Below are 19,040 nucleotides of genomic sequence, written 5' to 3' on the forward strand. Positions count from 1 at the left end.
CTATCGCTCCAACAACGGCCGTCGCAACGACGGCCGTTTTTTTTCGACCCGCTCGTCAGTTGCGCGCGAGCCGATCGTCTAAACGTTCGCGCCTGTCTGCCGGCGCGCCTTTCGTATGGCGCGTGTGTCAAACATCGCACGATCGATCAGCCACACGCCGACAAGCGTCAGCCCCATCAGCGGGAACACGATGCCGAGCACGACGAGCGCGGCCTTCCACGCCCGCATCGGGGGTCCTTCCCGCTCCCGGCTCGGCGCGCCGAGCGCACCGGCGGGCCGACGCTTCCACCACATCACGAAACCCGTCACCGCCATCGCAGCGAGCCCCAATGAAATCGCCGCGCAAACGATTTGATTGGCCACGCCGAAATAACGCCCCATGTGCAGGGCGGTACCATACGACACAGCCTTTGCAATCGGACCATAGTCGCGATAGCGGATGTCCTTCAGCACGGTTGCGCTGTACTGATCGAGGTAGAGCGTGCGCTCGCGTTGCGGATCGTCGGGGAAGTAGCTGACGGTATAGACTCCGTCGCGTCCTTGCGGGAACGCGATCTCGTACCCATTCGTCAAACCGAGTGAACGCAGTCGGCTCACGATGCGCCCGAGCGGCAAACGCTGCGCGGCCGCGTGAACCGGGGCCTTCGGCACAGGCATCGCGCCCACGGCCCACGGCACGTTCGACAACGGCATATCGTCCATCACCATGCCGGGCATTGAATCGGCATTGCTCGATTGGACCGGCTGCGCCGACTGCTTCTGTTGCTTCGTCGCAGGCACTTCAGCCGACTCGCCCGCTTGCGTCCCGTTGCCCCCGTTCACCCCTGGCATCGTCGAATGAAGCGGCAAGCCGCCCCATGCGCCGGGCGGTGCACCGAGTTTCGCGGTGGTCGCTAACGACTTGAAGTGTTTGCCCCAGGATCCGGTCCACGGCAGGCCCGTGACGATGAACGCTATCGCACCGACCGCGAGCCAGATGCCCATCACGGCATGGATGCTCTTCCACAACGGGCGCCCGCGTAAAGCCAGTTTCGGCCAAAACAGTTCGTGAACGCGAGCCGTCTCCCTCGGCCACCAGAGCGCGATGCCGGTGCCGATCATCACGAGCGTCCAGCATGCGGCCAGTTCCATCAACAGCTCGCCCGGCTTACCGAGCAAGAGCTTTCGATGCAGCATCCGGTCGATCTGCATGAAGCGGCGTTCGACGCTCAACGTACCCAACACCACACCCGTATAGGGATTCACATAGACGCTCTCGCGTTCTCCGTTTGGCAGCCGAAATACGAATTCGGCACTGCGCGCAGGGTCGTCCGTCACGCGCGCGCTGCTTGGCGTGGCGCCGGCCGGCATCGCGGCAGCCGCGCTCGCCAGCAACGATTCCTCAGACAGCCTCGGCTTCATTTGCGGCTCGACCAACAGGCGCTGCGGATAAAGCAATGGCTCGATCTGCGGTTGAAAGCAATAGAGCGTGCCCGTGACGGCAAGCACGATCAACAGCGGCATCACGAAGAGAGCCGCATAGAAATGCCAACGCCAAAGCGTTCGATAACCGGTGTTCTGCATCATCACATCCTCAGTTTTGCATCGACATAGAAGGTGCGCCCTGGATAGGGGTGATAGACGAAGTAGCGCGCATCGAACAGGTTGTCGACGCCTACGCCGATTTCGGCATGCTTCGCCGGCTTGAACGTGAAGCGGGCATCCGCGACCGTGTACGTGCTCGTGCCCCCGAAGACATCGGGGTTCGCGTCGACATTGGCGAGCGTGTTGTATTGCCGCCCCGAATAGCGCGCCGCAAGCGTAAGCGCCATCCGTGCGTCGATGCGATAGGTCGCAGCGAGATCGGCCCGCCATAGCGGAATGCGATAGAAGTACTTGCCGATCGATGCCGGGTTCTGCGCATTGGCAAGAATCTTCGACTGGGTGTAAGCGAGGCTCGCGAGCAGATCGAGCCCGCGTATGCCGACATCCTCGCCCGCGTAGCTGACCTCCACTCCACGTGAACGCACTTTGCCGATGTTCTGAAAACTCGTGACGTTCGGTATCACGGTGGTATCGGTCTGACTGAAGATCGTGTTCTTGACGTCGTCCTGGAACAGCGAAACGCGCCATACGCCATTCCAATGCGCCCATTCGGCCGTGAACTCCTTCGACAGATCGTCTTCGGCGGTGAGATAGGGATTGTTGTTGACGATGGACGAGCCGTTGATCTGCCCTTGGAACAATTCGCTGACAGTCGGGAAGCGGTACGCGCGCCCGATCGATGCGCGCAGTGTGATGTCATCGGTGACATCGAACGACAGCGATGCTTTCGGCGATACGTGATGCAGATCCGCCTGCGGGTATGGCAGCGAAGTCGCACCGATTGCCTGGCGCCCACCGTAAGCATTCCAATTTTCGTAACGCGCGCCATAGACGAATTTCCATCGCGGCAGAAAGCGCCAGGCGTCCTGCACGTAAAGCGCCTGCGTTTGCGTTTTTCCGCCGAACGCATTCGCGAGCGAGGCGGCCGCACCGCTTTGCCAATTCGCCGTGTTATAGGTCTGCGTCGCCGCGTAGTAATTGTCGTAGTGGTAGCCGAAGGTCAACCCATGGCCGCGCCATCCCGCGTTGCGCGAAGCGGGCGTCCACGTCGCCTTCAGATCGAGTGTCTTCCAACCGGCGCCGTCGCCGAACGTGACGACCCCGGGGCCGTTGCCGGGGCCGCCCGCATTGGCCGTGCGGGCCTCGCTGCGCGTGACGTCATAGTAAGAAGCGGTCGCTTCGGCATTCCACCCCTGAACCTGGTGCGTGCGCACCGACACGCCATAGAGCCAGTTTTCGTTGACGCCGAGGCTTGGCGCCAACGCCGCAGCGGGGATCGCATATTCGTAGCCGCCGATATCGACTTTTCCGCTATAGACCGGGTTGCCGTTCGAATCGGCTAGAAACGTCGATGTGCGGCTGTTATACGTCTGATGCCAATAGCCGAGCGTGAACGTGCCTTGCACTATGGGCGTGAAATCGTATTGTGTCTTCAGCGTCCATTGATCCTGGATCGTATGTTCGACACCTTCGCCGTTCACGCCGAGCACGGCGGTCGGCGCATTCGTTTGATTGTTGTAGAAGTACGCCCCCGTCACGGGGATATCGCCTGGCCTCGCGGGCGTCGACGATCTCGCGAGCGTCGCGAACTGCAGCGGCTGACTCGTGTTCTCGAGATGATTGACGCCGAGCCGGAACGAGAACCTGCCGATCTTGTCGCCGAGTGTTGCCGTCGTCTCGCTGCCGTTGAAGTTCGCGTTGACGCCGTACAGGTCGAAGTGCTGCGTGAACCCTTTCACATCCGCCTCGGCCTCGAAGCGCTTGGGCATGCGCGTCGAGATCAGCACCGTCGCCCCAAGCGAATTGCCCGGATAAAGCGCGGAAAACGGCCCATAAATAACGTCGACGCGCTCGATCGAATCGGGATTGACCATCGACCAGCGCGGCGGAAACGAATAGCTGTTGCCGAGCAGGTTGCTCAGCAGCAAGCCGTCGGCGTAGACGAGTCCGCGTGCGCTTTGTGTGTTGCTGGTACCGCGCACGGCGATGATTGAATTGAGATCGCCGATGAAGCGTTTGCGCACAGCGAGATTCGGCGTGTACTTCAGCGCGTCTTCGGCATTGACGGCATTCCAGTTCGAAAATTGTCTGCGCGTGACGGACTCGACCGTCGCCGGTAGATTCGGATCGACGATCCGGGTCGATGATGATCGCCCCGCATCGGCGCTCGCCGTGACGACGACGGCCGGCAATGTCAACGGGGCGGCGGTGTCTTCAGCGTGTGCGACGCGCGAGAACAGCGAGACGGGTAGAAGAATGAACGTGACATGACGCGCCCGCTTGCGACGGCAAGCAGGCCCGCGATGTAGTGCGGACGGCAGCATCGATATTTCCTGAAAGCGTGGGACGAGCGACCGCGTGCGCCAACGATGGGCGCACAGTCAGTACAAGCGGTCGAACGGGGTAGCGGTCAGGAAACGAACGGTGGCGCTCTGGGGCGACCGGATGGAAATGCGCCAAGCGGCGTGAAGCGCACCGATAGCACGGGCACGATCATGACGATCGTCAACGTCAACGGCTGCGCGACAGCCGGCGGCACCGATGGCATCGCAGCATGCGTGGCGAGCAAATCGCAATAGCCGCATGCCGATAAGGGATCCGTCGATCCGCCGTGATGCGCGGCATCGGCGGGCGCAACAGCCGAACAGAGCGGCGCGATGGGCGCATCGGCGCGCGCGGCGATGACGAGCTGACTGATGAGCGGCACGCAAACGACAAGCCACATGGCCATGAGGCCAAGCCATGCGGTCGTGCGAGCGTGTCGTCGAAGGTTCATATCGTCGGAGATGCCTCGGGCGTCGCGGAGTCTAGCATCGGAGCAAGGGGTATGGCCAGCCCGCTTTCGTCGTCTGGGACGGCTCGTGCGGCGGCTCGTGCGAGGTCGGCGCTCAGCGCTTCGAGCGGCGCGGTCCAATCGCGGAAGGCACGCTGGCGATACAGCTTGATCGTCGGATACCACGGGCTGTCGTCGCGCCCGGTCATCCAGACCCAGTGCGGATTCACGTCGAGCAGTAACCACGTTGGCCGCCCCAACGCCGCTGCGAGATGCGCCACCGACGTGCAAACAGTCACCACGAGGTCCAGGTTCGCAATCAGCGCAGCCGTTGCGTCGAAGTCGTTCAACTCGCTCGTTCGATCGATGACATGCAATCCGGCTGTGGCCATTCGCGCGACGTCCTGCGCGGCGCCGATCTGCAGGCTATACCATTCGACGCCCGCGATGTCGGAGAAGGCGCGAGCATAGCGCTCAGGGTCGATCGCGCGTACCGGATTGCGCTGATGCGTGAGGCTTCCGCTCCACACCAGGCCCACTTTCAATGCGGCGTTTTGACGCAATTCATCGTGCCAATGCGCGACGCGCGCAGGATCGGGCGACAAGTACGACGCGGGCGCAGGCAACGATTTGAACGTTACGCCCAGCGCAAGCGGCAAACTCGCAAGCGGGATCTGATAGTCGAACAGCGGCAGTTCGGCGACGTCGCTCGGCAACACTTGAACGTCATAGGCCGCCAGGCTTCGCTTGAACAATGCGTAGAGCGGCGCAAAACAGCAGCACACCACTTTGCCGCCGGCTTGGCCCGCCTGCTCGACAAGCCGCGGCAGGAAGCGAATGAATTGAATGGCGTCGCCGTGCCCTTGCTCACCCCACACCAGCAGCGTCTTGCCCGTCAGCGCCTGACCGCGCCAGCGTTGCTGCGGGCAGAACGCGGCGAGGCCGTCCAATTCCGGCGAGCCGCTCCAGCGCGCCTCGAAGTTGATCCAGCCGTTCGTGAAATCGCCGCGCATCAACTGCAGCATCGACACCGAGAACTGAATCTTCGGATCGGCGCCCGCCACGTTCGCCGCGCGCACGATCGCGTCAAACGCTTCGTCCCAAAGCTGGTTTTCGCGGGCGGCGTTGCTCAGTGCGAGTTGCCCCAGCCCGAAGTCGGGCGCAAGCGTGGTCGCACGGCGTGCGGCGAGCAGCGCTTTGGCCGGCTCGCGCAGTTGGAGGTAGACATTCGCTACGTTCGTCCAGGCGAGATGATGGCTCGGCGTCGCCCGAATCTCCGCCTTCGCCTGCTTCAGAGCCGCATCGTATTCGCCGCGCGTGTAATGCAGCGCCGCGAGGTTATTGCGCAACATCGGAAGACTGGCGTCGATCGACATCGCGCGCTGATAAGCCAGCAGGGCGGCATCAAAGGCACCGGCCTGTTGTTGGACGAGGCCGAGCATGAACCACGCGTTCGCCGAATCGGGCGTCAGCTCGCACCAGTCGGTGGCGACAGCCACGCCCACGTCCGATCGTTGCATCGAATGCGCGAGCGAGGCCCACTCGGAAAGCCAATCGGCTTCACCCGGCATCGCGCGGCGCGCACGCGCGAATGCTTCGAGCGCACGATCCGACGCTCCCGCCAGCGCCGCCAGACGGGCCGCCTCGACCCAGGCCGGCCCATGAAACGGCGCAACGGCGAGCACACGATCGAGCCACGCCTGCGCTTCCTCATAACAGCCGCACAGCCGCAGCAATTGAGCGTGGGCGTACATGGCCTCGGGATTGCCGGGGGTATGCGTCAGCCACTCGGCGACGACCGCCGAGGCCTCGATCAATTCCCCCGCTTCGATCTGCGCACGTACCGCCGCAGCCTTCGATGTCGAATCGCTCATCGCTGAAAGCGCCTCGCGCAGACGTGCGAACGTCGCACCGTTTTATTCATCGCGGTCACGGTTGACCCGTGCGAGCCTGCGGCGCAACGCCTTGACTTTGCCGCGGCTCGTAGCCGGTGAAATGCCAACGACCGTCGCTTCCCAACTGAAAGCTGACTTTTTCATAAACGATGCGCCCGTCGGTGAGCCAAGTGGCGTAATCGACGTTCGCGTACAGGCCGTCGGGAACGACCTTGTCATGCGTATAGGTCAGGCGGGTGACCGACGCCCACCCACGGTGATCGATCGACCCGACACCTGTGCGCGATTGCGCGAGTCCTTGTTGGAAGGCGTCTGTCGAATACTTGGCGCGGACGAACGGCGCGGTGTCCTGCCATACCGTCGCGTACTGCCCCGCATCGATCTGTTGCAGCACGCGCTGCGCATCGCCGAGCAGTTCGTCGGCGGAAGTGCCCGCCTGCGCGCCATGCGCGAGCGCGCACCCCGTTGCGAGCGCACATACGGCCCCGGCCAGCCTGGTCACACGGGCGATACCCTTCATTGAACCTTCTCCGTCGTGCCGGCCGTGCCGGCGTCGGCTGCGATCTTAGCAGGCGCGAACCGTTCGCACTGCTGATCGTTCCACCGCGTTCGACTCACGCGGCTGCGGTCGTCGAATTGAATCTGGTATTCGCACGAAACCGTCTTCTCTTGCGAGTGAAAGTGAAACAGGTAGTTCCAGACGCGGACATGGAACACGCTTTCATGAAAATGCGGCGGACCAATCAACGCGTAGACCTGATTCTTGGTCATGCCGGGTTCGATCGTTTTCAGATTGTCGACATTGGGGTACACGCCTTCCGCCGTCGTAGCCATCTCCTGCGACGGGAACGAGGTGTCGGTCGGCCCAACGCATGCGGATAGACCGAGCAGACACGAGAGCAGTCCAAGGGAGGCCAAAGCGCAGTGTTTGTTCATATTCGATAGGAGTGCGAATCAAATCGCTTCGTGAGAGCCAGGTGGAACGGAAGCGCAAAACACGAAACACGTTCGCCGCCTCCCATTCCCGCGTTCAACAAAAGCTCAAGAGCATCACCATTGATATCCGGCACCGACCACCGCGCCGTAACTGCCGCGCGTATTCGTCGAAACGGACGCCTTGTACACCCAGTGATCATTCTCCGAAATCGTCGAGACGCCGAGCGCCTGCCCCGATTGTCCGCGATAGACGCTGCCCGCAATCGCGACCATGCTGCGTCCGGGTCCTGTCGGCTGTGGCAGGCCGGCGACAGCCATCGCCGTGGCCACGCCGCCGTCGGCATCGCGGCGATACGAGTCGAGACTGTTGCGCACGCCCGCAATCTGGTTGTCCGTATAGGTGTTCGCTTGCGAGAGCGTTTGGTTGAGCTGCTGGACATTGACGGCGTCTGTCGGCGCGGTACCGGCCGAGACGTTGATGACCTGGCGTGTCGACGTGCTCGATCCCACGGCCACGACATCCGCGCGGCCTCCGTCGTTGCTGCCGGAGCCGATCGCGGTCGATCCGCTGCCGGTCGCGCTGGACCCAACGCCCACCGCCGTCGAGCCGCTCGCGCTGGCTTGCGCGTTGTTGCCCACGGCCGTGCTGCTGGAACCGGACGCCACCGCGCCCGAGCCGCCCGCCGACGAATTCGCGCCGGTGGAGGAAGCAGGTGTGCCGCTGTTGCCGCCGCTGTTCGAACTCGACGAGAAGTTGCCGCCGGTCGCGATCATCGCCGTCAATTGTTGTTGCACCGCCTGCAACTGCGACACGTTGACGGCATCGGTACCGAGGCGTCCCGCGGCAAGGCCCGTGATCTGACGGCCACCAACATTGACTTCGCCCATCGACGTTTGCGGACTGCTCAGCCCGTACGCGACATAGTTGGTCAGCGCGCCGATCGTCGTCGACGAGCCCGCTCCCAATGCCACGCTATTCGCAAAGGTCGCGCTCGCACCCGAGCCCAGCGCCAGGCTATTGGCAAACGAAGCTTTCGAACCGGCGCCGAGTGCGATGGCATCGACGGCGCTGCTCGTCGCGCCCGAGCCGATCGCAACGCCGCCAGCAAATCCGGCGTTCGCGTTTGCGCCTTGCGCGATCGATTGTGCGCCGTTTGCGGTCGAGCCGCTGCCGAGTGCGATCGCATCGGCCTGCCCCGAATTCGCCGCTTCGCCGATCGCAACACCGCCTGGCGCGTTCTGCCCGACGATGGCACCGTTGCCGACGCCGACGCCGTTATCGCCGTTGACCACTGTCGTCGGCCCGACCGCGATCGACTGCGCGCCCACTGCAAGTGAATCGGCCGCCGTCGAATTGGCGTGGAAGTAGAGCGTCGGCGTAACGGAGAACGACTGCAGCGCACCCGATAGCTGCCTGACGGTGACTGCATCGTTTTGCGCGGTGCCGTCGGCGACGTTCGTCAGTTGGCGATAGGTTTGGCTGCCCGCTGCCGAATTGCCGAACGAAACCGCACCGAGCAACGTCGCGTCGGTCGTGTTGAACGGAATCGCATGGCTTCCGGCCGCAATCGAACCTTGCGACGATGCGAGCGTCCGATCCGAGACCGAGCCTGACCCGATCGCCACGCCGCCCGCGACGGACACCGTCGACAGCGAGCCCAGGGCCATGGCATTGGTCGCTTGCGCTTGCGCGCCGTTCGCTGCCGCAAGACTGTCCGCTCCACTCGCCACCGCGAGCGGCCCGATTGCGACGCTGTCGGTGCCCGTTGCCTGGCTGTCGGCCGCCGTCGAATCCGCGTGGAAGTACTTGATGCCCGCGCCGTTCTGAATACCGGTGAGGGTCGTCGTGAGGTTCGAGACGTTTTGATTCGTCGTAAAGAGTTGCGAACCGTTGACCGCATCGGTGCTCGTCGAATTCAGCGCGCCGGGCGCCACGTTGGTGATCGTGTTCGGTCCGGTGCCGCCGTGGTTGGCGTTATAGGCGCCGGCCCCACCGTTGGCAGTCGGATCCCATTGCAGTGCACTGCTTTGCACCTGAGTGACTTGCGACTCGACCGATTGCAACTGACTGACGTTGACCGCGTCGGTCGCGGCCGCGCCGGCCGCGACATTCGTGAGTCGCCGTTCGTTGCCGGCCGAGCCGACCGAGACTTCGCCGACCGGAGTCGTGCCCGACAGTGCGGCCGTGCCGGGATTATAGGCTGCGAGGCCGAGGTTGGCCGTCGTCGTGGAGTTCGAACCGAGCGCCACCGAGTTCGCTGCCGTTGCGCGTGCATTGCTGCCGAGCGCGAGCGAATTGGCGCTGCTCGCGGCCGAGCCCGCACCGAGTGCGATGGCGTCGACGGCGCTGCTCGTCGCGCCCGAGCCGATTGCTACGCCGCCGGCAAAGCCGGCGTTCGCGTTTGCGCCTTGCGCGATCGACTGCGCGCCGTTCGCGGTCGAGCCGCTGCCGAGCGCGATTGCATCGGCCTGCCCCGAATTCGCCGCTTCGCCGATCGCAACACCGCCGGGCGCGCTCTGCCCGACGGTCGCGCCGTTGCCGACGCCGACACCGTTATCGCCGTTGACGACCGTCGTCGGCCCGACGGCGACGGACTCTGCCCCCACGGCGAGCGAGTCGGCCGCCGTCGAATTGGCATGGAAGTACCGCGTCGAGGTGACTGCAAACGCTTGCAACGCACCGGAAAGCTGCCTGACGGTGACTGCATCGTTTTGCGCGGTGCCGTCGGCGACGTTGGTCAGTTGGCGATAGGTTTGACTGCCCGCTGCGGAATTGCCGAACGAGACTGCACCGAGCAACGTGGCATCGGTCGTATTGAATGGGATTGAATGGCTTCCGGCCGCGATCGAGCCTTGCGACGATGCGAGCGGCCGGTCGGAGACCGCGCCCGACCCGATCGCCACGCCGCCCGCAACGGACACCGTCGACAGCGAGCCCAGGGCCATGGCATTGGTCGCTTGCGCTTGCGCACCGTTCGCTGCGGCGAGACTGTCCATGCCGCTCGCCACCGCGAGCGGCCCGATTGCGACACTGTCGGTGGCCGTTGCCTGGCTATCGGCCGCCGTCGAATCGGCGTGGAAGTACTTGATACCCGCACCGTTCTGGATGTTGCTGACCGTCGTCGCCAGATTGGTGACGTTTTGGTTCGTCGTGTTCAGCGAATTGCCGAGATTCGTGACGTTTTGATTCGTGGTGTTCAGCGAGGTCGTCAGGTTCGAGACGTTTTGATTCGTCGTGAAGAGTTGCGAACCGTTGACCGCATCGGTGCTCGTCGAAGTGAGCGAGCCGGGCGCCACGTTCGTGATCGTGTTCGGTCCGGTACCGCCGTGGTTGGCGTTATAGGCGCCGGCCCCGCCGTTCGCAGTCGGATCCCATTGCAGCGCATTGCTCTGCGCCTGTGTCAGTTGAGACTCGACCGATTGCAACTGACTGACGTTGACCGCATCGGTCGGCGCCGCGCCTGCGGCGACATTCGTGAGCCGGCGTTCATTGCCGGCCGTGCCGACGGAGACCTCGCCGACCGGAGTCGTGCCCGATAGCGTGGCCGTGCCCGGGTTATAGGCCGCGAGGCCGAGATTGGCCGTCGTCGTCGAGTTCGAACCGAGCGCCACCGAGTTCGCTGCCGTGGCCTGCGCGTTGTTGCCTAGCGCGATCGCATTGGCCGCTTGCGCTTGAGCGCCGTTGCCGGCTGCCAGACTATCGGCGCCGCTTGCCACCGCGAGCGGCCCGATCGCGACGCTGTCGGTGCCCGTCGCCTGGCTGTCGGCTGCGGTCGAATTTGCGTGGAAGTACTTGATGCCCGCGCCGTTCTGAATGCTGGTGACCGTGGTGGCGAGGTTCGTGACGTTTTGATTCGTCGTAAAGAGCTGTGAACCGTTGACCGCATCGGTGCTCGTCGAAGTGAGCGTGCCGGGCGCGACGTTATGGATTTGCGTCGATGCACCGCCCGGATCGAGCGTGATGTTGGTGAGATCCACCGTGCCGCCGATCATGTCGTATTTGACGGCGTCGTTATTGAGCGTGGTGAACGACGACGACAAACCCGTGAGCGTGGTCGAGATGCTGGTGACCGCTTGATTCGTCGCAAACAATTGCGAGCCGTTGACGGCGTCGGTGCTCGACGCATTGAGTTGCCCCGCCGCGACGTTCGTGATCTGCCTGACCGTTGTGCCCGAGCCGACGCTGACGACGCTCGTCGGGTTGCCGCCCGCGAAAGTGACGGTCGCACCGGCAAGCGATGCGCTTGGCGTCGGATTCGGCGCGGCCGTGACCGAGCCGGCGCCAAGGGCGACATCGTTGCTGTTGTTCGCCACCGCGCCGGAACCGAGCGCGAGGCCGCTCGTCGCCGTGCTCTGGACGATGGCGCCATTGCCAATCGCCACCGAGCCCGCTACGTTGGCCTGCGATGCGTTGCCGAGCGCGACCGAGCCGGTGCCGCTCGCCACATTGGTATTGCCGATGGCGACCGCTCCGGTGCCGTTCGCCGTGTTGTCCGCGCCCATCGTGACGGCGCCCGTCCCGATCGACGAGTTCGGGTCGCCGATGGCGACCGCGCCGTTGCCGCTTGCCGTCTGCCCTTCACCGAGCGCGACGGCGCCGGTGCCGCTCGTCACCTGCGAATTGTGGCCGCCGGCGATCGAGCCCGTGCCCGCCGCGGCAGCGACCGTATTGGTGTCGCCGATGGCAACCGTCGATGCGGCCAATGCCTGGGATGTGTTGCCGAATGCCGTCGCTCCCGTGGCCGAGGCAACGGCTGACGGGCCCACGGCCGCGGCATTGAGCGCACTGGCCGTGGACGAGGCGCCAAGCGCCACGCCGTCGATGCCGCTCGCGGTGCTGGCGGCGCCGAGCGCGATCGCCTGGTTCGCCGACGCCGCGGCCCTGGCGCCGGCCGCGACCGTATCGCCCCCTGTCGCCGACGCGTTGATGCCGATCGCCGCCGAACCCACGCCGGACGCCGTCGCTCCGGCCGCCAACGCGATCGACGACGTATTCGTGGCTTGCGCGAGATCGCCCAGCGCGACGCCGAACTGCGCCGACGCCGTGGAGTTGACGCCGATCGCGATCGAGCTCGTTCCGGAAGCTGTCGCGAGTTGGCCTAATGCCGCGGCAAAAATGCCGCTGGCCGTGGTGTTAAAGCCCAATGCCAGGGACTGCGCGCCCGTTGCCTGCGTGCCGGACCCTGGGACGCCAGCGGTTCCTCCCGCGCCGATCGCGATGGAGGCCAGGCCCTTCGCGCCGCTGTTGACGCCTATCGCAACAGCCGAATCCGCGTTCGATAAGGCGCCGCTTCCCAATGCGACGGCCGCCGCGCCAGAGCTCGTCGACTGATTGCCAAGCGCCACAGCGCCCGAATTGCTGGCGGTCGCGTGATTGCCGAGCGCCGCGGAGAAAGCGCCAGAAGACAATGACCCGAAGCCAAATGCCGCCGCCTGCTGGCCGGACGCGGTTGCGCCATTTGCGATCGCCGTAGAGGAAACTCCGCTGGCGCTCGCGCCGCTTCCCATTGCCACAGCGCCAAGTGCCGGGGCATTCGCAGAGTTGCCTATCGCGATACTGAAGTTTCCAGCCGACGCGGCGAACGCCCCTAACGCAACGGAACTCGTCCCGCCGGCCGTCACGAAGTCACCGAGGGCTGTTGCATTGACCGACGATGCAGTCGCCGACACGCCGACTGCGACCGCATTGCCCGCGCTTGCGACGGAGCCGCTGCCTGCGTTGTACTGCGCGAGCGCGTACTGGGGAGCGAATAGTCCGCCAAAGCCGATTGCCGCAGCGATCAGCGTCATGGCTCCGCCGACGGCAGCAGGACCGACGCCGGTTCGCGGACCGTCGGCGCAAACCGACGTCGTTGCGCGTTTGCCGCACGCCCGGTCCAGCTCGGACGCCGCCACCCATGCACCCAGCGCTTCATTCCAGATCGTCTTATATGACTTATTCATCTTTATTCCGTCACACGCATGTCATTGAATTTAAAAGAAGAGCAAAGAGCGCAATCGGAGGCGACGACAATGTCTATCTAAAAGCGGTCGCTTGGGAGCTCGCCATGGACAGTCACAACCCCATCGTTCACCTATGAATCACCGCCGGATCCGGACCACAGACAAGAAACAGCACTTTCCTTTGATTAGGACAACTAAATACCTGATCGATAAGCGAATACGATCTATCGGCACTCATGCGATGCGTACGCTACGTGCTACGCCGTGACAACCAGGAACATTCGGCGCATCGGTGCCCCGCCTGCTTGCGCGGGTGCCGTCGAATACGGCGCTCGATAGCGCCGCGTACGTTGGCTAATGGCTCGGTTGGCCGCACCGGCTTGCATAGCCGGCGCTCAGATCGAATCGAGAAGATAGGGAGCTTGTGGGCACACGCCCGAGAACGAGGAATCGATTGGCCGCCCGCGCAAGTTGTCTGCCGCATCAAACGTTTGCCAGATTGTGTCAATCGAGGTGCTCATCGTTATCGTGCCTCAGCAGGTGCCGCGCGGGCTCTTTTCACTTGTCATGGGCGGCCTGTCCCATGCCCCTCCGCCGGCACTTGCTTTTTCAATGCACTATCCGTTGCCTGCGGCTTATTTTTTATTCTCGTTGAAGCCGCAAACGTTGGCAATCTTTTGTATGAAAAATCCCACTTATTGGTCAAGTGACAATTGTTTGGATTTCGGCGAGTGATGCGCGATTACTTCATTCATTAAACGGCAATGGTTCATCTTCGTTCGCTCGCATCGCAAAGACATTGAGCGTCATGGCGACCAAAGCGTAATAGCCGAGCAACCCGACGAGATTGACCGTCGTTTCGTGACCAAAACGTTCTTCCGCTTTAGCAAACGTCATATCGGAAACGCGCTTTGCGCCGTATAGCTCAACCGCGAAGTCGTAGATCAATGCCTCGTCCGTATCGACGAAAACCGGACGTCGACCTTCGAGCAGCGCCTGCGCGACATCGGCCGATACGCCTGCATCGATGGCGATCGGATAGTGGATTTGCCACTCCGCTTGAGCGCGCCATTGGACAGCCGTGATCAGGATCGCCAACTCCGAAAGCCGCAGAGGCAGGCCCGTGCTGTAGCGGCAGAAGGCGCCGAGCCGCTGCGCGTGCTCCGCGAGTTCGGGGCTGGCGATCCATGCGAGAAACGGGCCGGCGAGATTGCCGCGCGGCCCCGACAAAATTTCGTCCAATACGGCTTCCTGCTCGGGCGTGGCGGCAGCCCGGTCGAACACGGGCAGGCGAGCAGCCTTTCGTTCAGTCGTCATGACGCTTCCTTCGTTGCGCGGTACCGCCGCAGTATCGCTCACTTGGCGGCCGTGGCTGTGGATTGACCGGCAGCGGCAAGGGCCGCCTCGACGGCGTCGCCCAACCGCGCCACGATGCGATCGATATCGTCAGGTGTGCAGATGAACGGGGGAGCCAGCAATATATGGTCGCCGTGCTGACCGTCGATCGTCCCGCCCATCGGATAGACCATCAGGCCGCGTGCCATCGCCTCCCGTTTGATCGCCGCGTGCAGCTTGCGGTGCGGCTCGAACGGCGTTTTGCCCGCCCGCTCGCGCACGAGTTCGACACCGACGAAGAGGCCTCGGCCGCGGATATCGCCGACGTGTGGGTCTTCGCCGAGGCGCTCGCGTAATGCTGCGCGTAGCTGCTCGCCGCGCGCGGCGACGTTGGCGAGCAGGTTCTCTTTTTCGATCACGCGCTGCACTTCCAGCGCGGCAGCACAGGCCGTGGCGTGGCCCATGTAGGTGTGGCCGTGTTGAAAGAAGCCCGAACCGGAGACGATCGCATCGTAGATGCGGTCGCTGACGAGCGTGGCTCCGATCGGTTGATAGCCTGCGCCGAGGCCTTTGGCGATTGTCAGCAGATCGGGCGCGACACCCTCTTCCTCGCACGCGTAGAGATAACCGGTACGGCCCATCCCGCACATCACCTCATCGAGGATCAGCAGCACGCCGTGTTTCTCGCATACAGCGCGTATCTTGCGGAAATAGCCCGCCACGGGCGGCACCGCGCCCGCGGTTGCGCCGACCACGGTTTCGGCCACGAATGCGGCGACCGTGTCGGCGCCCAGTTCGAGGATCTTGCGTTCCAGCTCGTCGGCGAGACGCTGCGCATAGGCCTCGTCCGATTCGCCGGCGAGCCGGCCGCGATAGGCGTAGCACGGGCTCACGTGATGAGCGTCGATCAAGAGCGGCAGGAACGGCTCGCGGCGCCATGCGTTACCGCCGATCGCGAGCGCGCCGAGCGTGTTGCCGTGATAACTCTGCCGACGTGCGATGAAATGCTTGCGCTGCGGCTCGCCGATTTCGACGAAGTACTGGCGCGCAAGCTTGAGCGCGGCTTCCATCGCCTCGGAGCCGCCGGAGACGAAATAGGCGTGGCCGAGGCCTGCCGGTGCGGCTTTAATCAGCCGCTCCGCCAGTGCTTCGGCTGCTTCCGTCGTGAAGAAGGAGGTATGCGCGTAGGCGAGCTGGCGCGCTTGTTTCTCGATTGCGTCGATTACGCGCCGGTGACTATGCCCCAGACAGGAGACGGCCGCGCCGCCGCTGGCATCGATGTAGCGCTTGCCTGTGGAATCGATGACCTCGATGCCGTCGCCCGCGACGGCGATCGGTAGCGGTCTGTTTGGCATTCGATGGAAGACGTAGGACATGGCAAACCTCGGGGAGAAGGGGGACAGCGCCGGTCTTGCTCAAACCGAGCCGAACGCCGTCGCTCGCAAAATGAATCGCTGGAAGACCTGTGATTTGGTAGCGTCGATACCAACAACGCTTGATGCTCATTTATACATCTCGACAACATATGTTGTCAATGCGAATGCTAACGCGCCAAAGGGGATCGTCAAGAGGGGAGATGCTTGGATCGGGGATGGGATGCGGGGGCAAACGGCTGTCGGGTAAGGCGCTGAGGGGAAGGCGGGATGATGCCGCGGAGGGAAAACCCTAGAGATGCCGGCGGCGGTCGCTAGGGCTCACGGCTAATTGTTAGACGATAAGCGCCTACGTATTCGCGCGGTCAACCGCCGGCCATTTCGCGAATGCGAAGACCCAAAGCATGGCCAGGTTGACGAGCGGTACGAACATAATCAAGACCCACCACCCCGAGTGGCCTGTCCGGCGGATGATGCGGACGTACGGGTAAAGCATGACTATGCTGAACACGAGAATGATGAGCCAGCTCCATATCCCCATTGGGTGGTGCATTTTTCTTCTCCTTTAGTGAGGGCGGTTCGTTGACATCGACAGCGAGCCTGATGGTAATGCGTTTCCTTGCAATCGCAGCATAGAACATTCAACGCCGAGATTGACGCAGCAATTTCTAAATGATGGCGTTCTTTCCGTTTTTCGCGGTCTCGATCATACGCCCACGTCCTCGGATCTTCCCTCGCTTCGTAGTGGCCCGTATCGAGGGTAGTCGTTTTGCGGCAACGCATGGTTCGCGCCTGTCGGTCGTGCACCGCCCGAGAGCATAACGATATACCGTTCATCGATTGCACCCGCAATGTTGGCTATGACGTGAATCGTCCTTATAATCCCGCTCGCGATAGCGCTTCCTCATTAGACTGGTGATGATCGGAGCTTGCTTGAGTCGCATGTCTATTACACATACGAGAGGGCCGAATTGAAGATTTCATGCATGAAGGTTCTCAGCGCAGTTTTATGTCTGTCGCTGGTATCGATGCTCAATATTTCTGAGGCGAAGCCTAAAGCGGCGTCGAAGCAGAAGGAAACCAGCCTGGGGCAGCTTTATGCAAAATTCGCTGACAGCGACTACTCCTCACTGTCTATGCCTGAGTTGAACCAAAGGGTCGCGATCACGGGCGTTGTGCTGGGACACACGAGCAGCATCGTTGGCGGGCATTCGATCCTTTCTGCCGGTGACGAGCAGGCTCCGGATGAGGAACTGGCCCGCTTGGGCACGCGAGATCCGAGCGAGGACAAGAAGATGAATGCCCTGGCGGAGGGGGCGCGTTTTTCGGCGGTTTGTGTGCTCGATATGACTTCCGGGTCGGGTGGTGGTTATATGTCGTTTTCGGATTGCGTGTTTAAGTAGTAGACGCGCTTTTCAGGCCCTTGGGCCCTCAACCAACGACCACTTTGACCGGCTTGCCAACGCGCGCGAGCATGTCCACCAGTGTGTCAATCGTGAATTTTCTGGCCTTTTTGTTCACTACGTCGGATACGCGAGGCCGCGTAACGTGCAATATCTCGGCCGCCTGCGCCTGCTTCAGGTGATGGACCTCGATCCACGAAGCGAGCTCGTGCATGAGCTGCTCTTTGAGCGCCAGTGTCTGATTGATGAGTGCCTGGGACTCGGCTTGATACCGCCGAGCCTCGTCGGCAGCGAAGCCTAGCTCGGCGAACAGATTGGCTTCGGGCTTCGTCACGTGGCGCACACGTGTGTCAATCTTGGTCATCACTGCTCCTTCCTTTCCTGCACTGCCGCGCGATAGCGAGCCGCCGCATTTTCTTTATCGTGCTTTGAAGGCCAATCATAAAACACGTCCAGCGGCGGACGAAGAGCCGATCGCATTCGAATTGCAACTGCAAAGCTCAGTTGAACTCCCAGGCGGGTCGAACAAGCTGTTCATCCCCTGGATGCAGGTCACTGACGCCCTGCTCGGCCACCTCGGCTTTATGCCCAGCGAGCGCTTCCATTTCTCCGTCGACTACATCAAACGCAATATCGTCATCCGGCAAGCTTTCGACTGATCACCGCTTCAATGACAGAGGGCCGCGCAAGCGGCCCTCTGTCGTTTACCTCTTTTGCCCGAAGAACGAGCGTAACTTCTGCTCGACGCTGACTACATGCTCGCCAGCCGCTAGATTCAAAGGCCAGTACTCGACCACAATGCGCGCAACTCGATTGCAGTCGGTCACGGTCGGCGGGTCGTGTTCGACGCAGGCCACATACTCGCCCAGCACAGCAAGCACGTGCTTTCGTTGTTCTGCCGGTACGCCGTCTCTATCGGTGAGTTGCGACACCTCGGCAATAACAGCTTTTAGCTCTGCCAAGAGCGCATCCTTTTTATCGGTCATGGCTTACTAAGCGCGTCCAAATTGAGGATGAATTTCTGAACCTGCCCGCCCGGTAGGCATGGCCCCTGTGCTGACGCCCGGCCTTCGATCATGGGCTCGCCTTCTCGGACCTTCCATTGCTGAATCTTGGTCATATCGTTCCACTCGGGTTTGACCGCCAGAGATTCACGGGTTGCAGGGAACGTCTCGAACAAATACCGGCCCTTTGCGTACGCTTTGCTTTCATCGTAGTAGCGAAGCCCGTACTCGCTGGCACCAGCGTTACGCATATTGATCGTTCCGACGTCGAACGATTCCATGATCTCTTTTCGCCGTGCTCTCGGAACGCCTGCGTCCTTAAGGTATTGCGATGCCTGCTTCGCTCCGCTGTACGAGCCTTTACAGCAGCAAGCCCTCGACAATCCGAGAGGATCTGTCCATTGAATCGGGTTCGGCGCGTACTGGTGAAGATTGAAGCCGCCAGAAAGATCAATCGGGTCCGCGCTGATGTATCGGCCGGTCGTAGCGTCGTAGTACCTGTGGCGGTTGTAGCTCAGCGATGTTTCGTCGTCGAACTGCTGCCCCTGAAACCGAATCGGATTCCGCGCGGCGATCCCCACCGCCTGCGAGACGCGCGCGATCACGTCCTGCGTCTCGCCCCACGCTCGATACGTCGCTTCCCACACCACATCACCCAGATCGTCCGTCATCATATACGGCGTGCCGATATGATCACAGTGGTAGTAGAAGACGTGTGCAGGCGATGCCGCCTGCGCAACGCGTTGCAGCGGATCTTCTTCCGGCAGATAGCGATCGGTCGGCTTCCAAACCGG

Annotated in this window: 15 protein-coding genes; 2 read left to right on the forward strand and 13 right to left on the reverse strand. The window is 62.6% G+C overall.

The window, feature by feature from the left end; translation table 11 throughout:
• Nucleotides 1-78: 78 nt before the first annotated feature.
• The 10 genes from C0Z19_RS24000 to C0Z19_RS24050 form a co-directional block, all read right to left on the reverse strand.
• Nucleotides 79-1,566 (reverse strand): PepSY-associated TM helix domain-containing protein, encoded by a 1,488-nt coding sequence (locus C0Z19_RS24000; protein ID WP_102612336.1) that lies wholly within the window; start codon nucleotides 1,564-1,566, stop codon nucleotides 79-81.
• Nucleotides 1,566-3,908, reverse strand: coding sequence for a TonB-dependent receptor (locus C0Z19_RS24005; protein ID WP_102612337.1), 2,343 nt, complete (start codon nucleotides 3,906-3,908; stop codon nucleotides 1,566-1,568). The genes C0Z19_RS24000 and C0Z19_RS24005 overlap by 1 nt, the downstream gene beginning before the upstream one ends.
• Before the next feature lie 86 nt (nucleotides 3,909-3,994).
• Nucleotides 3,995-4,360 (reverse strand): DUF2946 domain-containing protein, encoded by a 366-nt coding sequence (locus C0Z19_RS24010; protein WP_102612338.1) that lies wholly within the window; start codon nucleotides 4,358-4,360, stop codon nucleotides 3,995-3,997.
• The gene (locus C0Z19_RS24015; RefSeq protein ID WP_146012130.1) at nucleotides 4,357-6,231 is read right to left on the reverse strand and encodes a tetratricopeptide repeat protein; all 1,875 of its coding nucleotides are present in this window, start codon (nucleotides 6,229-6,231) and stop codon (nucleotides 4,357-4,359) included. Before C0Z19_RS24015 ends, C0Z19_RS24010 begins: the two co-directional genes overlap by 4 nt.
• 55 nt (nucleotides 6,232-6,286) lie before the next feature.
• The gene (locus tag C0Z19_RS24020) at nucleotides 6,287-6,772 is read right to left on the reverse strand and encodes a DUF4019 domain-containing protein (protein ID WP_102612339.1); all 486 of its coding nucleotides are present in this window, start codon (nucleotides 6,770-6,772) and stop codon (nucleotides 6,287-6,289) included.
• Nucleotides 6,769-7,188 (reverse strand): outer membrane protein assembly factor BamE, encoded by a 420-nt coding sequence (locus C0Z19_RS24025; RefSeq protein WP_102612340.1) that lies wholly within the window; start codon nucleotides 7,186-7,188, stop codon nucleotides 6,769-6,771. The genes C0Z19_RS24020 and C0Z19_RS24025 overlap by 4 nt, the downstream gene beginning before the upstream one ends.
• A gap of 114 nt (nucleotides 7,189-7,302) precedes the next feature.
• Complete coding sequence (locus C0Z19_RS24030) at nucleotides 7,303-13,131, reverse strand: ESPR-type extended signal peptide-containing protein (RefSeq protein WP_102612341.1); 5,829 nt, start codon at nucleotides 13,129-13,131, stop codon at nucleotides 7,303-7,305.
• A 747-nt stretch (nucleotides 13,132-13,878) separates the two neighbouring features.
• Nucleotides 13,879-14,448 carry a carboxymuconolactone decarboxylase family protein gene (locus C0Z19_RS24035; RefSeq protein ID WP_102612360.1) on the reverse strand — a complete coding sequence of 190 codons (570 nt, stop codon included), beginning with the start codon at nucleotides 14,446-14,448 and terminating at the stop codon, nucleotides 13,879-13,881.
• A 38-nt stretch (nucleotides 14,449-14,486) separates the two neighbouring features.
• Entirely contained in the window at nucleotides 14,487-15,842 is a 1,356-nt protein-coding gene (locus C0Z19_RS24040; RefSeq protein WP_102612342.1) for an aspartate aminotransferase family protein, read from the reverse strand.
• Nucleotides 15,843-16,188: 346 nt separating this feature from the next.
• Nucleotides 16,189-16,380: a DUF805 domain-containing protein gene (locus C0Z19_RS24050; RefSeq protein ID WP_102612361.1), complete on the reverse strand. Its 192-nt coding sequence runs from the start codon at nucleotides 16,378-16,380 to the stop codon at nucleotides 16,189-16,191.
• Nucleotides 16,381-16,825: 445 nt separating this feature from the next.
• Between C0Z19_RS24050 and C0Z19_RS24055 the strand changes: the two genes are divergently transcribed.
• Nucleotides 16,826-17,242, forward strand: coding sequence for a hypothetical protein (locus C0Z19_RS24055; RefSeq protein WP_102612344.1), 417 nt, complete (start codon nucleotides 16,826-16,828; stop codon nucleotides 17,240-17,242).
• A 28-nt stretch (nucleotides 17,243-17,270) separates the two neighbouring features.
• On the opposite strand, the gene C0Z19_RS24060 is transcribed toward C0Z19_RS24055, so the two are convergent.
• Nucleotides 17,271-17,606 (reverse strand): helix-turn-helix domain-containing protein, encoded by a 336-nt coding sequence (locus C0Z19_RS24060; RefSeq protein ID WP_102612345.1) that lies wholly within the window; start codon nucleotides 17,604-17,606, stop codon nucleotides 17,271-17,273.
• On the opposite strand from C0Z19_RS24060, the gene C0Z19_RS24065 reads away from it, so the two are divergent.
• Nucleotides 17,599-17,901: a hypothetical protein gene (locus C0Z19_RS24065; protein WP_146012131.1), complete on the forward strand. Its 303-nt coding sequence runs from the start codon at nucleotides 17,599-17,601 to the stop codon at nucleotides 17,899-17,901. The two genes, C0Z19_RS24060 and C0Z19_RS24065, sit on opposite strands and share 8 nt — an antisense overlap.
• A 45-nt stretch (nucleotides 17,902-17,946) precedes the next feature.
• Here the strand turns inward: C0Z19_RS24065 and C0Z19_RS24070 are convergent, their stop codons facing one another.
• Both C0Z19_RS24070 and C0Z19_RS24075 read right to left on the reverse strand, forming a co-directional pair.
• Nucleotides 17,947-18,228, reverse strand: a complete 282-nt coding sequence (locus C0Z19_RS24070) for a hypothetical protein (RefSeq protein WP_102612347.1) — start codon at nucleotides 18,226-18,228, stop codon at nucleotides 17,947-17,949.
• Nucleotides 18,225-19,040 (reverse strand): RHS repeat domain-containing protein (locus tag C0Z19_RS24075; protein ID WP_146012132.1); only part of this gene is annotated, 816 nt, incomplete at its 5' end. The genes C0Z19_RS24070 and C0Z19_RS24075, both read right to left, overlap by 4 nt.

Source organism: Trinickia soli (genome assembly GCF_002879855.1).
Lineage (GTDB): Bacteria > Pseudomonadota > Gammaproteobacteria > Burkholderiales > Burkholderiaceae > Trinickia > Trinickia soli.

Excerpts from the sequence above, each read along its gene's own strand:
- C0Z19_RS24000 (WP_102612336.1), bottom strand. The coding sequence starts at position 1,566 with ATGATGCAGAACACCGGTTATCGAACGCTTTGGCGTTGGCATTTCTAT.
- C0Z19_RS24035 (WP_102612360.1), bottom strand. The coding sequence starts at position 14,448 with ATGACGACTGAACGAAAGGCTGCTCGCCTGCCCGTGTTCGACCGGGCT.
- C0Z19_RS24005 (WP_102612337.1), bottom strand. The coding sequence starts at position 3,908 with ATGCTGCCGTCCGCACTACATCGCGGGCCTGCTTGCCGTCGCAAGCGG.
- C0Z19_RS24030 (WP_102612341.1), bottom strand. The coding sequence starts at position 13,131 with ATGAATAAGTCATATAAGACGATCTGGAATGAAGCGCTGGGTGCATGG.
- C0Z19_RS24060 (WP_102612345.1), bottom strand. The coding sequence starts at position 17,606 with ATGACCAAGATTGACACACGTGTGCGCCACGTGACGAAGCCCGAAGCC.
- C0Z19_RS24020 (WP_102612339.1), bottom strand. The coding sequence starts at position 6,772 with ATGAAGGGTATCGCCCGTGTGACCAGGCTGGCCGGGGCCGTATGTGCG.
- C0Z19_RS24055 (WP_102612344.1), top strand. The coding sequence starts at position 16,826 with ATGAAGGTTCTCAGCGCAGTTTTATGTCTGTCGCTGGTATCGATGCTC.
- C0Z19_RS24025 (WP_102612340.1), bottom strand. The coding sequence starts at position 7,188 with ATGAACAAACACTGCGCTTTGGCCTCCCTTGGACTGCTCTCGTGTCTG.
- C0Z19_RS24070 (WP_102612347.1), bottom strand. The coding sequence starts at position 18,228 with ATGACCGATAAAAAGGATGCGCTCTTGGCAGAGCTAAAAGCTGTTATT.
- C0Z19_RS24010 (WP_102612338.1), bottom strand. The coding sequence starts at position 4,360 with ATGAACCTTCGACGACACGCTCGCACGACCGCATGGCTTGGCCTCATG.
- C0Z19_RS24040 (WP_102612342.1), bottom strand. The coding sequence starts at position 15,842 with ATGTCCTACGTCTTCCATCGAATGCCAAACAGACCGCTACCGATCGCC.
- C0Z19_RS24050 (WP_102612361.1), bottom strand. The coding sequence starts at position 16,380 with ATGGGGATATGGAGCTGGCTCATCATTCTCGTGTTCAGCATAGTCATG.
- C0Z19_RS24015 (WP_146012130.1), bottom strand. The coding sequence starts at position 6,231 with ATGAGCGATTCGACATCGAAGGCTGCGGCGGTACGTGCGCAGATCGAA.